Source organism: Rhodoglobus vestalii (assembly GCF_006788895.1).
Lineage (GTDB): Bacteria > Actinomycetota > Actinomycetes > Actinomycetales > Microbacteriaceae > Rhodoglobus > Rhodoglobus vestalii.
Map to the genome: position 1 here is coordinate 910674 of NZ_VFRA01000001.1, position 14221 is coordinate 924894.

Annotated in this window: 13 protein-coding genes and 1 pseudogene; 4 read left to right on the forward strand and 10 right to left on the reverse strand. The window is 59.7% G+C overall.

Annotation, left to right across the window (positions count from 1 at the left end; genetic code table 11):
* Positions 1 to 280: 280 nt before the first annotated feature.
* Both FB472_RS04350 and FB472_RS04355 read right to left on the reverse strand, forming a co-directional pair.
* Positions 281 to 1108: an alpha/beta fold hydrolase gene (locus FB472_RS04350; protein ID WP_141989804.1), complete on the reverse strand. Its 828-nt coding sequence runs from the start codon at positions 1106 to 1108 to the stop codon at positions 281 to 283.
* A 51-nt stretch (positions 1109 to 1159) separates the two neighbouring features.
* A complete protein-coding gene (locus FB472_RS04355; protein ID WP_021810537.1) occupies positions 1160 to 1372 on the reverse strand; it encodes a hypothetical protein in 213 nt (70 codons plus the stop codon).
* 141 nt (positions 1373 to 1513) lie between these two features.
* Between FB472_RS04355 and FB472_RS04360 the strand changes: the two genes are divergently transcribed.
* A complete protein-coding gene (locus tag FB472_RS04360) occupies positions 1514 to 2443 on the forward strand; it encodes a DUF4349 domain-containing protein (RefSeq protein WP_141989805.1) in 930 nt (309 codons plus the stop codon).
* Here the strand turns inward: FB472_RS04360 and FB472_RS04365 are convergent.
* The 4 genes and pseudogenes from FB472_RS04365 to FB472_RS04380 form a co-directional block, all read right to left on the reverse strand.
* The gene (locus FB472_RS04365; protein ID WP_141989806.1) at positions 2440 to 3480 is read right to left on the reverse strand and encodes an LLM class flavin-dependent oxidoreductase; all 1041 of its coding nucleotides are present in this window, start codon (positions 3478 to 3480) and stop codon (positions 2440 to 2442) included. The two genes, FB472_RS04360 and FB472_RS04365, sit on opposite strands and share 4 nt — an antisense overlap.
* Positions 3481 to 3677: 197 nt before the next feature.
* The gene (locus FB472_RS04370) at positions 3678 to 4157 is read right to left on the reverse strand and encodes a hypothetical protein (RefSeq protein WP_215730380.1); all 480 of its coding nucleotides are present in this window, start codon (positions 4155 to 4157) and stop codon (positions 3678 to 3680) included.
* A gap of 121 nt (positions 4158 to 4278) precedes the next feature.
* A pseudogene (locus FB472_RS04375) lies at positions 4279 to 5286 on the reverse strand (FGGY family carbohydrate kinase); the annotation flags it as partial.
* Between the two features lie 77 nt (positions 5287 to 5363).
* Complete coding sequence (locus FB472_RS04380) at positions 5364 to 7154, reverse strand: glycerol-3-phosphate dehydrogenase/oxidase (RefSeq protein ID WP_141989807.1); 1791 nt, start codon at positions 7152 to 7154, stop codon at positions 5364 to 5366.
* Between the two features lie 147 nt (positions 7155 to 7301).
* On the opposite strand from FB472_RS04380, the gene FB472_RS04385 reads away from it, so the two are divergent.
* On the forward strand, positions 7302 to 8306 hold the full coding sequence (locus FB472_RS04385) for a sugar-binding transcriptional regulator (protein WP_141989808.1): 1005 nt from the start codon (positions 7302 to 7304) through the stop codon (positions 8304 to 8306).
* On the opposite strand, the gene FB472_RS04390 is transcribed toward FB472_RS04385, so the two are convergent.
* Positions 8303 to 9739 (reverse strand): NAD(P)H-quinone dehydrogenase, encoded by a 1437-nt coding sequence (locus FB472_RS04390; RefSeq protein WP_141989809.1) that lies wholly within the window; start codon positions 9737 to 9739, stop codon positions 8303 to 8305. The two genes, FB472_RS04385 and FB472_RS04390, sit on opposite strands and share 4 nt — an antisense overlap.
* Before the next feature lie 119 nt (positions 9740 to 9858).
* Here FB472_RS04390 and FB472_RS04395 point away from each other — a divergent pair, with 119 nt between their 5' ends.
* Together FB472_RS04395 and FB472_RS04400 are read left to right on the forward strand one after the other, a co-directional pair.
* Positions 9859 to 10695 (forward strand): purine-nucleoside phosphorylase, encoded by an 837-nt coding sequence (locus FB472_RS04395; RefSeq protein WP_141989810.1) that lies wholly within the window; start codon positions 9859 to 9861, stop codon positions 10693 to 10695.
* Positions 10692 to 12359: a phospho-sugar mutase gene (locus FB472_RS04400; RefSeq protein ID WP_141989811.1), complete on the forward strand. Its 1668-nt coding sequence runs from the start codon at positions 10692 to 10694 to the stop codon at positions 12357 to 12359. The genes FB472_RS04395 and FB472_RS04400 overlap by 4 nt, the downstream gene beginning before the upstream one ends.
* On the opposite strand, the gene FB472_RS04405 is transcribed toward FB472_RS04400, so the two are convergent.
* Genes FB472_RS04405 through FB472_RS04415 form a run of 3 tightly spaced genes read right to left on the reverse strand, consistent with a single transcriptional unit; the run spans position 12356 to position 14198 of the window.
* Positions 12356 to 12628 carry a PTS sugar transporter subunit IIB gene (locus FB472_RS04405; protein ID WP_141989812.1) on the reverse strand — a complete coding sequence of 91 codons (273 nt, stop codon included), beginning with the start codon at positions 12626 to 12628 and terminating at the stop codon, positions 12356 to 12358. The genes FB472_RS04400 and FB472_RS04405 overlap by 4 nt on opposite strands.
* Positions 12625 to 13074 carry a PTS sugar transporter subunit IIA gene (locus tag FB472_RS04410; RefSeq protein ID WP_141989813.1) on the reverse strand — a complete coding sequence of 150 codons (450 nt, stop codon included), beginning with the start codon at positions 13072 to 13074 and terminating at the stop codon, positions 12625 to 12627. The genes FB472_RS04405 and FB472_RS04410 overlap by 4 nt, the downstream gene beginning before the upstream one ends.
* A 2-nt stretch (positions 13075 to 13076) precedes the next feature.
* Complete coding sequence (locus FB472_RS04415; protein WP_141989814.1) at positions 13077 to 14198, reverse strand: adenosine deaminase; 1122 nt, start codon at positions 14196 to 14198, stop codon at positions 13077 to 13079.
* Between the last annotated feature and the right edge of the window lie 23 nt (positions 14199 to 14221).

Below are 14221 nucleotides of genomic sequence, written 5' to 3' on the forward strand. Positions count from 1 at the left end.
AAACTCAGGAAAAGTGCCCTTCCCGACAGGAAGCCCCCGCTCGAAACAACCAGGGCTGGGGGCAGCCGCAAGCGGAGAACTGCCCCTAATATCCGCTCGACGTCAGACATCCGCTTTGTCAGTCGCAGCACCCCGAACCACAGCGCAGCACACCGCCTCCTCGATCATTTTCCTGAATTTCCGAATGAGCAAGCCCCTGCTTTGCGAGGCGGAAGCACGGAACGGGAACGCGGAACGGCGACAACAATGGGGTGGCGCGCGGCGAGCGGGTTATTCCGACTCAGGCTTCTTTCTCAACGCCTTTTCGGCCCGTGGCAACAACCTCGACTAACCGCTTCGCCAATCGTCGGCGAACAAGATGATCGTTCGCCTCAACCCGGTGCATTGTTACGTGACGCATTTGTTCGATGATGCGCATCGTACCGGGGGCAATGAACTGATCGAGTGAACCATAAACGACATCGATGGGAACCCTGACCGAAGCAATATCGCTCACCGTCGTCTGAGATTCGATGCAATTCTGCAGACTCAAAACGAATGCACGCCAGTTGCCCTCTGAAACATCAAGGATGTCGTCGAGCTGAAAGAGTCGCCGCAGCCTATCCACGGTCGCCATCGTGAACTCTTTGTTGGTGCGCAAAAACTCGTAGGCACGCAGGTAAGCGCCCACGCGCGCCCGGACGAGGGGGTCACCGATCTGCTCAGGGGGAACATAGATCGGTGGGCTCACCATAACGAGTCGGCTCACTCTGCTCGGGTACATTGCCGCAAATCGCGCCGCAAGCAGGCTGCCTAGGGAATGGCCTACGAGAATGAACGGAGCATCCAGCTTCAACGAATGAATGGTCGAATTGATTGCCGCGACGTGGTCTTCGATGGTGAAGTTTGATTCTGGGGGGCTCGGGGAGCCGCCAAACCCAAGAAGATCAAGAGAAATGCAGCGGTATCGATCCGTCAGTTGCGGAATGACTCCCGCAAAGGTTGCCGCGGAGGAGGCGATGCCATGAAGGAAAATGATTACTGGCCCTTCGCCTTCGTCGGCCGCGATATTGAGCTTCGGCGACAACAACGGAAACACTCTCCGTCGAATGCTGCGCCAGATGCCCATGCGCCTAGTATCCCAGCCACAGCGGCCAAGACACCGGTCGTGGAAGACTAATTAGCGCAAGTCTTCCTTATATTCATTCTTCGCCTTCGTGGCTTCGCGCTCAGCTTCCGCGCGCTCAAGATCGGCCTGAGCCTTCGATACTTCACCGTCGGCCTCGGCCTGGTCCGCGGCGTCGCTTACGCGTTCTTTCGTGTCATCAACGAACTCACCAACCTTCTTGGCGGTTGCTTCGCCGGCATCTTTTGCGTTATCGATGAGACCCATGATTCCTCCTAATAGTTGGTTATCCGCGTCGTGCGGTGCCCAATGGTAGGCACACCTGAACGGTACCGCTGTGGGGGTGACGCACGAATGGTGCGAAACGTTGGGTAGTTTTTACTGGTCTCGCGGTCCTACGGTGAGAGCATGAGGCGCACACTACTAATCACAACCGCACTTGCCGTGTCAGCATTCACACTTTCCGGGTGCTCGGCAGCAAGCAGCGATCTGGCCCCGGCCGAGTCGCAAGAGTACCTTGTCCAAGAGTCAGCGGACGGGGATTCTGGTTCGGCGGAGAGCCTGGCCGAGGGCGGAATCGCGTTAAACGATGCTCTAGCCGACACCGCTCGGGAGGTCATCACCACCGGCTACATGTCGGTGACAGTGACGAGTCCGGATGAGGCGAGCAGCGACGCGATTCGCATCACTGAGTCGGTGGGTGGCCGCGTAGACGGACGCAGCGAATATGCACCAAATGAGGGCGATCGCGGGAGCGCAACGCTGACATTGAGGATCCCCTCCTCCGAGCTCACCGCCACTCTAGACAAGTTTAAAGAACTGGGAACGCTGCAAGAAGTCTCGATCAACTCCGTCGACGTCACGATGGAATCTCGCGACCTTGAGGCCCGCATTACAGCTCTCGACGCCTCCGTCGAACGCTTGCTTGCTCTGCTCAGCACAGCCGAAGATACCGACACGCTCATAAAGTTGGAGACCGCAATCTCCGACCGTCAGGGTGAACTCGAAAGTCTCAAGTCGCAGAAGCGTTATTTTGACGATCAGGTCGCCATGTCGACCCTCACGCTGAGCCTCGTCTCCGTCGCTGACGCGCCCACCGTCGAGCCTGACAATTTCTTCGCAGGCTTGATCGCCGGGTGGAACAGCTTTATCGCCTTCTTCGCCGGTCTGCTCATCACCCTCGGGGTGCTTGTGCCGTGGCTGATCCTCGCCGCAATCATCGCCGGGATCGTTGTGCTCATTGTGCGATCAAAGCGCAGAGCCCGGCGCAGCGCCGCAGCGACACCCCTCACCCCCGCTGAAATCCCGGAGCCATCACAAGCTCCAGCTGCCGACTAGGAGGCGTCTGCTAGGAGTTCGCGCACGCGCGGAATCACTTGGGTGCCGTACAACTCAATGCTGCGCATCATCTTTTCGTGAGGCAGGGTGCCCGCACTGTACTTCATGTCGAATCGTTGGATGCCGAGAGCCAAGAAAGTCTTGGCCATCTTCTGGGCTACGGTTTCCGGCGATCCGGCGTACATCGAACCGTGCTGCACTTCACCGATGAATTCTTCTTCAGTGGATGCCGGCCACCCCCGCTCGCGGCCGATGCGGTCACGCATCACCCGGTAGTGCGGCCACAGTTCTTCGACAACATCGTCATCTGACTCGGTGATGTAGCCGGGCGAGTGCACCGCGATCGGCAGGTCGGGCTTGCCAAGCTCGGCAAGTGCGCGGTGGAAGAGTTCGGTGTAGGGCGCGAAACGTTCGGGTTGGCCACCGATAATGGCAAGCACCAGTGGCATCCCATAGCGGGCGGCGCGCACCACAGATTCGGGGCTTCCGCCCACACCAATCCAGGTGTTGAGCTTGCCCGACTCGGTGCGCGGAAAGACTTCCTGATTGTTGAGGTCCGCCCGCAGCGTTCCCTTCCATGTCACCGGCTCTTCCTTGATGAGCTCAGAGAACAGGTCAAGCTTCTCTGAAAACAGCGTCTCGTAATCACCCAGGTTGTAGCCGAAGAGTGGGAACGATTCGGTGAACGACCCACGGCCGAGGATGATCTCTGCACGGCCGTTCGAGAGTGCATCAACAGTGGCAAATCGTTCGTAAACCCGCACCGGATCGTCTGAGCTGAGTACCGTCACGGCCGAACCCAGCTGGATCTTGGTGGTCGCCATCGCGAGAGCTGCCAGCACCGTTTCCGGAGCGGAGATTGCGAAATCATCGCGATGGTGCTCTCCCACCCCGAAGTAGTCGATGCCGAGCTTGTCGGCCAAGACACCCTCAGCAACAACATTGCGGATGACCTGGGCTTGACTCAACAGCGTGCCACTTTCGCCTACCGTAACGTCGCCAAATGTGCCGAGGCCAAACTGAACCTGCTGATTCACGAGCTTCCTTTCGCTGTGACGCAGTACGCGTCGTTAGCCAAAACCGAAGTCGCGCATCCGTTATTCCACGATGGCGACACTAATACCATCACACGGCGGAAAGGCCCTCTGGCGGAGATACGCCGCATGCAGCAGTGCCCCGGTCGTGGTGACCGGGGCACTTCTGTGGCTGCTTCTACGTGATCGGTTTCCTGTTCTTACGCTGCGGTGAGCGTGTTCGTCGCCGCGATGAGGGTAACGATGGCTGCGTTGATGAAGCCAGCAATATAAGGGTTGTTCGTCTCACGGTAAATCTTGCGTGTGAGAACTGCCGTCGCCGCCAGGATGACGACCACGGGGAACAGCCAGATGCTGAAGATGCCGGGGACGCCATCGATTGTGTCGCCCGTGACGAAGAACGTCGTGTACTGAGCAACCACGAGCACAAGCGGACCCAGGGCATTGAAGAACGCGAGCAGTGCCGTGTTGATCCACTCCTTGCCGCGAATGGAGAAACGGTTGAACGCGTTGATAGCCACGGAGTTCGCGAGGAAGTAGATACCAAACAGCGGCCGGAGCATCAGCGCGATTCCGATCTTGTCAGGCGTGAACGCCTTGACCGCGATAACCCACCAGCGGAAGTCGGTCTTGAAGAAGTAGTCGAGAACGAATACGAGCCCGTACGCCGAAATGACCACGACAACACCGAGCCCGATGCCGTGGAAGAACTTCCTCCACCCCGGCAATACTCCGGATGCACGAAGGTTGAGGCCATTCTTGCGGCCAAAGATCAGGTAAGAGATCGTCATGATGATGATCGCCGCCATTGTCTTCGACTTCGAGGGCGAGGCGCTCAACATCGGGGGCGTCAGAGAACATGCCCAGGTTGTCGCGAAGCCACTGGATGAGCGATCCGGTAACAGCGATGGAACCTTCGAGCGCATACACCGGAGCGGCATCACCGATTTTGTAGCAGACGGTGGTGATGAGCCCGTTATTGCTGTGCACGCGCTTGGTTCCCGTGTTCAGCAGCAAGAAGTTGCCGGTGCCGTAGGTGTTCTTGGCCATGCCCTCGCTGAAACAGACTTGCCCAAACGTGGCAGCCTGCTGGTCGCCAAGGATGCCCGCAATGGGAACCCCGCGCAGCGAACCGTGGTCACGGCAGTGGCCGAACAATTCGCTTGAGGAACGAATCTCGGGCAGCATCGACATCGGGATGCCCATGTCTGCGGCGATATCATCGCGCCACTGCAGGGTGTCGAGATCCATCAGCATGGTGCGGGAAGCGTTGGTGACATCGGTCGCGCGCACTCCTCCGTCGATACCGCCGGTGAGGTTCCAGAGCAGCCAGGTGTCGATGGTTCCGAACAGCAGGTCGCCGCGGTCGGCTGCCTCTTGAGCGCCATCGATGTACCGGAGAATCCAGGTGACCTTGGGGCAGGCAAAGTAGGGGTCCAACGGCAGCCCTGTGATGGCCTTGTATTTCTCAAGACCCTCCACGCCGGCCAGTTCGTTCACGATGTGCTGGGTGCTGGTGTCTTGCCACACAATTGCGTTGGTCACGGGTGTGGCGGTGAGTTTGTTCCGGACGACCGTGGTTTCGCGCTGGTTCGCGATGTCTACTGCGGCGATGTCTTGATAGGTCAGGTTGGTGCGAGCCAGGGAAAGGCTCACCGTTTCACGGACGTTGTACCAAATTTCGATCGGGTCATGTTCAACCCATCCGGCTCGCGGGAAAATCTCCTCATGTTCGAGCTGACCGCTCGAGACAATACGCGCCTCATGATCAAAGATGATCGAGCGCGAACTCGTCGTTCCTTGGTCAATTCACAAAATGTACTGGGTCTTTTTCGGCATGTCTCCATTGATCGTCTGGGTGCGTTGTGGTGCTCGGAGTGCGAGTGTTACGACTGTTCGGCTTCAGCTTCAGTTGCGTCTTCGGTTGGTGTGGCAAGTGGCACAATCTGCGGCGCGGCCTCGCGAACTTCAGACGCGCTCTCGTCGTCGCGCTTCAGCGATGCGGCTGCTACAGCATCCACCATCTGGTGGTAGACGGCGACCTCGTGCGCGGTGGTCTGCTCACTCCAGCCGAGGAGGGGGGCGGCGATCTCGGCGACCTCGGGCACTGCCGCGATCCCTTCGTTGAGGTATTCGTAGTTCATCCGCGTGCGGCGAACCATGAGGTCTTCGAGGTGGAGTGCGCCCTCGTGGGTGATCGCATAGACAATCTCGACGCGGAGGTATGCGGATGCGTGGGCAAGGGGTTGTGACATGGTCGGTTCGGCATCAGCGATAGCGGCGATCTCAGCGATATTGGCACCGTAGCGGTGCAGCAGGTGGTCGATCATCTGGTCGTTCCACCCGAAGCGCTCACTCAATTCTCGCGTGTTGTCGCGTGCGTCGTCGAGGCCTTCAGCACCCAGCAGGGCGATGGATGCGGTGGTCGACGGGTTCGCTTTCGCGGCGACTTTTCCGAGCGCAAAGTCGACCGCGTCTTTCGCCATCACGCGATAGGTGGTGAACTTTCCGCCAGCGATCACCGTGAGGCCTGGAATGGGCGAGGCAACGGTGTGCTCTCGCGAAACCTTCGCAGAGTTGGTGCCCTCCATCGTGCCGGGCTGCAGCAGCGGGCGAAGTCCAGCCCAGGTGCCGATCACGTCGGAGCGATCGATGGGGTCGGCAAGCACGGCGTTCGCTTCGGCAATGACGTAGTCAATGTCATCCGCGGTGGCGGCGGGGTTGAGTAGATTCTCTTTCCACGGGGTGTCGGTGGTGCCAATAACCCAGTACCGCGACCACGGAATCACGAACAGGACGCTCGTGGAGGTTTGCAGAATCAGGCCAGCTTCACCCGAGATGCGTTCGCGAGGAACAACAATGTGGATGCCCTTGGACGCTAGCACTTTCAGTCCACCACTCTGGTGTGCCAGCGCCTGAGTTTCGCCCGTCCACACACCGGTGGAGTTGATCACTGCGGTGGCCCGCACGGGGAACGTGGTTCCGGTCTCAAGATCGACGAGTACCGCGCCATTGACGACGCCATCGCCGTTCTTGGTGATCTCGACTACCTGTGTGCGGCTAGCGGCATACGCGCCGTGAGTGTGCGCGGTACGAATCACATTAACGACATACCGGGCGTCGTCGACGTTGGCGTCCCAATACTCGATCGCACCGACGGCCGCATCATGGGCCAGCCCCGGAAAGCGAGCCGCGAGCTGCTTTCGCGAAAGGTGGCGGTGCCAGGGCACGCTGCGCTTGCCCTTCGCTTTGCCCGTGCTGACGGTGGCAAGAAAGTCGTAGAGCGCAATTCCTGCGCCAACGAAGGCACGCTCCCACACCCGGTGACGCAGCGGGTAAAGAAACGGAAGCGGGCGAACGAGGTGCGGGGCCACATTGTTCAGCAGAAGGTCCCGCTCGGTGAGTGCCTCGTGAACGAGCTTGAAGTCCAACATCTGCAGGTAGCGCAGTCCGCCGTGGATCAGTTTGCTTGCCCGGCTGGATGAGCCCGCCGCCCAGTCCTGCGCCTCAACAACGGCGGTTTCTAGGCCACGCGCCGCGGCATCCAAAGCAATGCCAGCACCGGTGATTCCGCCTCCAATGACCAATACGTCAAGCTCACGACCCGGCTGCGTGCTGTCGACGAGGCGCTGGATGGCGCTGTCACGGGTTTCTCGTGTGAGGGACTGATCATTCATGAAAGCTAGGTTTCTTTCTGGTGGCGGTTGTCGACGGCGAGCCTGCGAATTTTCTGAGATAACCCACTGAAGAGCAGCGTATTACGTCGTGAGGGCCAAATGGCAAACCAGGCAGCACATCTGCACGAACGTGCAAGGATGGAACCTATGGAACGTGAAGAGGCAATGCTGGCCGCATCATCGATGTACTACCTTCAGGACATCAAGATGGAGACCATCGCGAGTCGCCTGCACATGTCCCGCTCGAGTGTGTCTCGTTTGCTCCGTGACGCACGCGAGAGTGGACTGGTAGAGATTTCGCTCCGGCCGACCCCCACGCGCGGACCTGGGCTCGCCAAAAAGATCGCGACATGTTTTGGGGTTGAGGCCCACGTTGTGCCGGTTGCCGATCTTGCTGATGAGCCCGAACGCCTCGATCAGGTCGCCAGAACCACCGCTCGAATCGTGACCGGGTGGTTCGATTCCGACATGATTATGGGCGTCGCCTGGGGAACCACCCTGGCGGCAATTGCGCGGCATCTGGGTAAGAAACCGACACGAGGAAGTGCCATAGTGCAGCTCAACGGGGCGGCCAATGTGCGCACCTCAGGAGTCGAATACGCGGGCAGTCTGATCGCCGGATTCGGCGAAGCGTTCGACGCTCAGGTGCACCTATTCCCCGTTCCGGCATTCTTCGATTACGCCGAAACTCGCAACGCGATGTGGTCAGAACGGTCGATTGTGCGAGTGCTCGAATATCAGCGTCGAGCTGACATCGCCCTGTTCTCAATCGGCGCTATCGCGGGTGAAGTTCCCAGCCACGTTTACTCGGCTGGTTACCTCGAAGCCGCCGACATCCAGACGCTCGATAGCGAAGGGATTGTCGGTGACGTGTGCACCATCTTCTTGCGCAAAGATGGCACCTACGAAGACCTCTCGATGAACGCACGTGCAACGGGACCAACACCGGCTGAACTGCGCTCGATCCCCCGCCGCATTTGCGGGGTCGCCGGCGATAACAAGGTTGTACCCCTGCTGGCGGCACTGCGCGCCGGGGTCATCACTGACTTGGTAGTTGATGAACAGACCGCCACAAAGCTGATCGAATATGTGCTGGCACTGAAAGATGACCCTGTTCCTGAGGCGGAAAGTGCCTTGCAAGTAGCCAATTAGTGAACGATGTGCATGGCGCGCGCCGCATCCGTAATGCTGCCCGTCAGTGACGGGTAGACGGAGAATGCGCGAGCAATCTGGTCGACTGTTAGGCGGTGCTCCACCGCGAGCGCGACCGAAATAATCAGCTCGGAGGCATTGGGCGCCACGATAACACCGCCGATGACAGTGCCCGAGCCGGTGCGGGCAAAAAGCTTCACGAAGCCGTCTTTGATGCCCATCATCTTGGCGCGTGGGTTTGACGCCAGCGGCAGCTTATAGATCGTTCCCTGGACCAGCCCATCTTCGATCTGCTTTTGCGTCCACCCCACGGTGGCAATCTCTGGCTGGGTGAAAATATTGGAGGCTACGTTGCGCAATTCAATCGGCGTGACACCATCACCCATGGCATGGAAGACCGCGGTGCGGCCCTGCATCGATGCCACCGACGCCAGTGGGAAAAAGTCGGAACAGTCACCGGCCGCGTAAATTGACGGCATTGAGGTGCGAGCAACCCGATTGACACGGATGTGGCCAGACTCCGTCAGCTGCACACCCGCTTCTTCGAGCCCCAGATTTTCGGTGTTCGGCAGTGAACCAACCGCCATCAGGCAGTGGCTGCCGTCAACTGTGGTTCCGTCTTGCAGGGTAGCGACGACTCCGTCTTTTGTGGTCTTCACTGATTGAGCGCGCGACTTGGAGAGCACCGTCATACCGTTGCGCTTGAAGACATCTTCAATAACGCGAGCGGCGTCTTCATCTTCTCCCGGCAGCACTCGGTCGCGCGACGAGATCAGGGTGACTTTGGCGCCAAGAGCCGTATACGCGGAGGCAAATTCGGCGCCGGTGACGCCCGAACCAACCACGATGAGGTGCTCCGGAGTTTGGTCGAGTGTGTAGAGCTGAGTCCAGGTGAGGATGCGCTTGCCGTCAGGCATCGCGGAGTCAAGCAACCGCGGGCGCGCGCCGACCGAAACAATCACCGTATCGGCGTCGATCTCGTCGAAATCAGTACCGGCAACGCCCTTACCCGTAGAAACGACCAGTCGCTGGGGGCCATCAAGACGGCCCTCGCCTTCGATCACGCGCACGCCAGCTTTGATGAGTTGAGACTTCATATCGTCGGACTGCTGCTGAGCCAACCGCATGAGCCGCGCGTTGACGGCAGCCAAGTTGACCGTGATTTCGGGCCGAACGATGCGGCCAGAGTCGCCACGAGAATAAAACTGCACGCCCAAATCGGCGGCACCTCGAATAGCATTCGTCGCCTCAGCGGTCGCGATCAGAGTCTTTGACGGAACGACATCCGTGAGTACCGCGGCCCCACCGACACCGGCACGTTCGACCAACGTCACCTCGGCCCCCAATTGCGCTCCCGCAAGGGCTGCTTCGTAGCCGCCGGGGCCACCGCCGAGTATTGCGATACGTTGCGTGCGCTCGAACTCATAGGCCATAGGTCAATTCTCTCGCGCTTCTGCCCCAGCGACAAACCGCGCGCGAAAAATTGTGCACCGCTCAGATTCGCGTCGAACACAGAGGCGTGTCGCACTCCCCACCGTTTAGAGTGGATGCCATGTCACAGTTGCCCACCACAAATCCTCTCGACGACCCCACCGCAGACCCATTCGCGATTGCGCAATTAGCCGCTGCAACGATCACAGACCTCACGGGAGTTGAGAAGCACGACATCGCTCTCACTCTGGGCAGCGGCTGGGGCAAGGCCGCCGATATCATCGGAGAAACCACGGCGACCCTTGCTGCCGCTGACGTCCCCGGGTTCTCCAAGCCTGCGCTTGAAGGCCACGTTGGCACTATCCGATCCGTACTACTGCCGAACAACAAGCGTGCGCTCGTCATCGGTGCCCGCACGCATTACTACGAGAACCACGGCGTTCGTCGCGTGGTTCACTCGGTGCGCACCGCCGCTGCAACCGGCGCCAAGACGATGATTCTCACCAACGGGGCCGGAGGCATCAAAGACACCTGGACACCGGGAACCCCCGTGCTGATCAGTGACCACCTCAACCTCACCGCCGACTCGCCACTGGAAGGCGCGACTTTCATCGACCTCACCGATCTTTACAGCAAGCGCCTGCGCGCGATCGCTCAGTCGATCGACCCCAGTCTCGATGAGGGTGTCTACACCCAGTTCCGCGGCCCACACTACGAGACCCCCGCCGAAGTGCAGATGGCGAAAATCATGGGTGGCCACATTGTGGGAATGTCCACCGCACTTGAGGCCATCGCCGCACGCCAGGCGGGTATGGAAATCTTAGGAATGTCGCTCATCACCAATCTGGCGGCCGGCATCCAGACCACGCCCCTCAGCCACGAAGAAGTCCTTCAGGCAGGTAAAGACGCTGAAGAACAGATCAGTGCCCTGCTCGCACAGATTGTGATCGCGCTATGAGCGCCGAAACTCTGAGCACCGCCCAACTGATCGACGCCGCCAATGCATGGCTCGAACAAGACCCTGACGCCGTCACCCATACCGAGCTTGAAGCTCTGATTGCGGATGCAAATAACGGCGACGTCAGGGCAATCGCTGGTCTGCATCACCGCTTTGACTCGCGGCTCGCCTTTGGTACCGCGGGGTTGCGGGGCGAGTTGGGTGCTGGCCCCAATCGCATGAATCGGGTTTTGGTCACGCAAGCCGCTGCTGGACTTGCCGCCTACCTGTTGACGCATGAGCCCAGTCCGAGCATCGTGATCGGGTATGACGGCCGCACAAACTCAGAGGTTTTTGCTCGCGACACCGCAATGATCATGGCCGGCGCGGGGGTGCGTGCAACACTGCTGCCGCGACTGCTGCCCACCCCCGTGCTCGCATTTGCGGTGCGCCACCTCGATGTCAGCGCCGGTGTGATGGTGACGGCGAGTCATAACCCCGCCAAAGACAATGGCTACAAGGTGTACCTCGGTGGCGACAACCACGGTTCGCAGATTGTGGCACCGGCAGACACCGACATCGCGCACGCCATCGATGTGGTCGCGAAGGGGTCGATCACCGAGCTTCCGCGGTCCACCGACTTCGTCACCACCGACGATGGGGTGGTTGATGAGTATATTGCGCGCACCGCCGCCGTTGCCGGGTCAGCCAAAGAGATCGTTTACACCTATACCGCGATGCACGGTGTCGGTTGGGACACCAGCAAGGCCGTATTCGCCGAGGCCGGATTCAGCACTCCCGTTCTTATCGAAGAACAGGCGCACCCTGACGCCGCTTTCCCCACCGTTGCGTTCCCGAACCCTGAAGAGCCCGGAGCGATGGACCTCAGCTATGCGAAAGCACGAGAGGTCGGAGCCGATCTGGCAATCGCGCATGATCCGGACGCCGATCGCCTCGCGGTCGCTGTTGCCGGCCGCGATGGTCAATGGCGTCGCCTCAGCGGAAACGAAGTGGGAATTCTGCTCGGCTGGCGTGCCGCCGAACGCTCGCACGGGGAGGGGGTGCTCGCGGCATCCATCGTCTCGTCACCGGCACTTCGCACAATTGCTGCCGAATATGGAATGGCCTATCAGGACACACTTACCGGATTTAAGTGGATCTCGCGGATCGATGGGCTCGCGTTTGGGTACGAAGAGGCACTCGGTTATCTCGTTGACCCTGACAAGGTTCGCGACAAAGATGGCATTTCTGCTTCGGTAGATTTCTTATCGCTGGCCGCCGAGCTCAAGGCTCAGGGAAAAAACGTTCTCGATCGGCTAGACGAGTTCACTGCACGATTCGGCGCTTTTGCCTCACGTCAGGTTTCGATGCGTTTTGACAAGGTTTCGCAGATCAGCGACATGATGATGCACGTACGCACCCATGCCCCCACCGCGGTCGGAGGGCTGTCCGTTACCTCGTTCGATGACTTCCAGAATGGGGTCGACGGCTTTGCCCCGAGTGACATTCTACGAATGGAGTTCGAGGGTGGTGCCCGCGTGATCGTTCGCCCCAGTGGAACCGAACCTAAACTCAAGTTCTATGTGGATGCATCGAGCACGGCGGGAGGCGTTGCCGACCGGCATGCGGCCGCAGAGGCTGTCGCTACCCAACTTGAGACGGGGATGCGGCAGCTCTTAACCTAGCCGAGGGCGTCGTTGAGTTTTTGTTTAAGCTCTGAGGTGTCGAAAAGATTGACGACCACGATGACGTCAGCATTGGTCTTTCCGATCGCTTCAACAAATTCTGCGCTCGTCAAGATGATTTGGGCGTCGGCCGCTACCGTGCGAACCGTGCTGATATCGGCGGCCACTATTGAGGCGTCGAATCCCAGTGACCGAAGGGCTCGTTCTGCATTAACTTTGAGCACACCGGAGCTGCCGATTCCCGCCCCGCAAATGGTCACAATTTTCATGACGAGCTGACCCCCATAATCTGTTGTACTTCTTCGGCAGAGGTCGCACTGGCGAGGCGGTCGATCGCCGAGGAGTCGTTGAAGATATTGGCCACGGCAGCGACGGCAGCGAGGTGTGCACCCCCTTCGGCGATGGCGAGTCCCAGCACGACCCGAACGGGATCGTTGTGGGCGTGGCCGAAGCTCACGGGTTCAGTGAGCGTCACGATTGAGAGCCCATTGGTGATCACCTGCGGCCCCGGGCGGGCATGTGCCAACGCGAGCCCCGGAGCGATCACTACGTATGGCCCGTGGTCTTCGATCATCCGAATCATTTCACCGGCGTAGCCGGGCTTTGCGGCACCAGAGCGCGCAAGAGCCGCACCAGACAGTGCGACCGCCGCACGCCAATCGGCGGCTGACGCGCCAATATCGATCGCAGATTGGGGAAGGGGAGGAAGTGGCATCGTTACGCTCGCTCGAATCCGACGCTAATCGCTTCGGAGAGTGCTTCGCGCTCCTCGATCGGCAAGAATGCTGCTGCAGCAGCGTTGATCTGAAAAATTTCGAGGTCGGTGAGGTCGTAGCCAAACGCTTCTGAGAGCAAGAAAAGTTCACGACTGAGACTGGTTGCGCTCATGAGCCTGTTGTCGGTGTTGACGGTGACCCGAAATCCGAGCTGGTAGAGCAGGTCGAAGGGGTGATCGATCATTACGTCACCCCACTGTTCGATGGCTCCTGTTTGCAGATTGGATGACGGGCTCAGTTCGAGCGCGATCTCACGATCTTTGACCCACTGGGCAAGATCTCCCAGAGAGACGTAGGTATTTTCGTCATCTTCGCGTGCGGTGGTGATGTCTTCGGCAAGGCGCACGCCATGCCCCAGACGAAGCGCACGGCCATCAAAGAGCGCGCTGCGAATGCTATCCAGTCCCGCGGCCTCACCGGCGTGCACCGTGGTGGGAAGGAAGTTGTGGGCCAGAAGGTCGTAGGCATCACGGGCGAGGCTGGAGGGAAAACCTGCTTCGGGCCCCGCACTGTCGAACCCGACCACGCCGAGATCACGGTGGCGGATCGCCAGCTCAGCAATTTCTCGGCTGCGGTCGGTTTGCCGCATCGACGTTATCAACTGGCCGACGCGGATGCTGCGCCCACTGGCGCGCACTAAGTCGACACCCTCTTCAAGGCCCCCCTGTGCTGCGCTCACAGCCTGGTCGAGATCGAGGCCCTGCTGCAGGTGCTGTTCGGGCGCCCAGCGAACTTCGCCGTAGATCACGCCGTCATCGGCGAGGTCTTGCACAAACTCGCGAGCAACCCGGCGCAGGTTGTCTGCAGTCTGCATCACTGCGATGGTGACATCGAAGGTTCTGAGGTAGTGCACGAGTGATCCGGAATCGGCTTGCTCGGCAAACCAGGTGGTGAGTTTTGCTGGGTCGGTTTCGGGAAGTTCGTAGCCAATCTCTCCGGCAAGTTCAACGATCGTGTGCGGCCGTAATCCCCCATCGAGGTGATCATGCAGGGAGACTTTGGGGAGCGCGGTGATGCTGGCGCTGCCTCCGGGCATCAGGTAATTCTCAACAGCGGCGTTCATGCCCTCAAATCTACCGTGCCCTT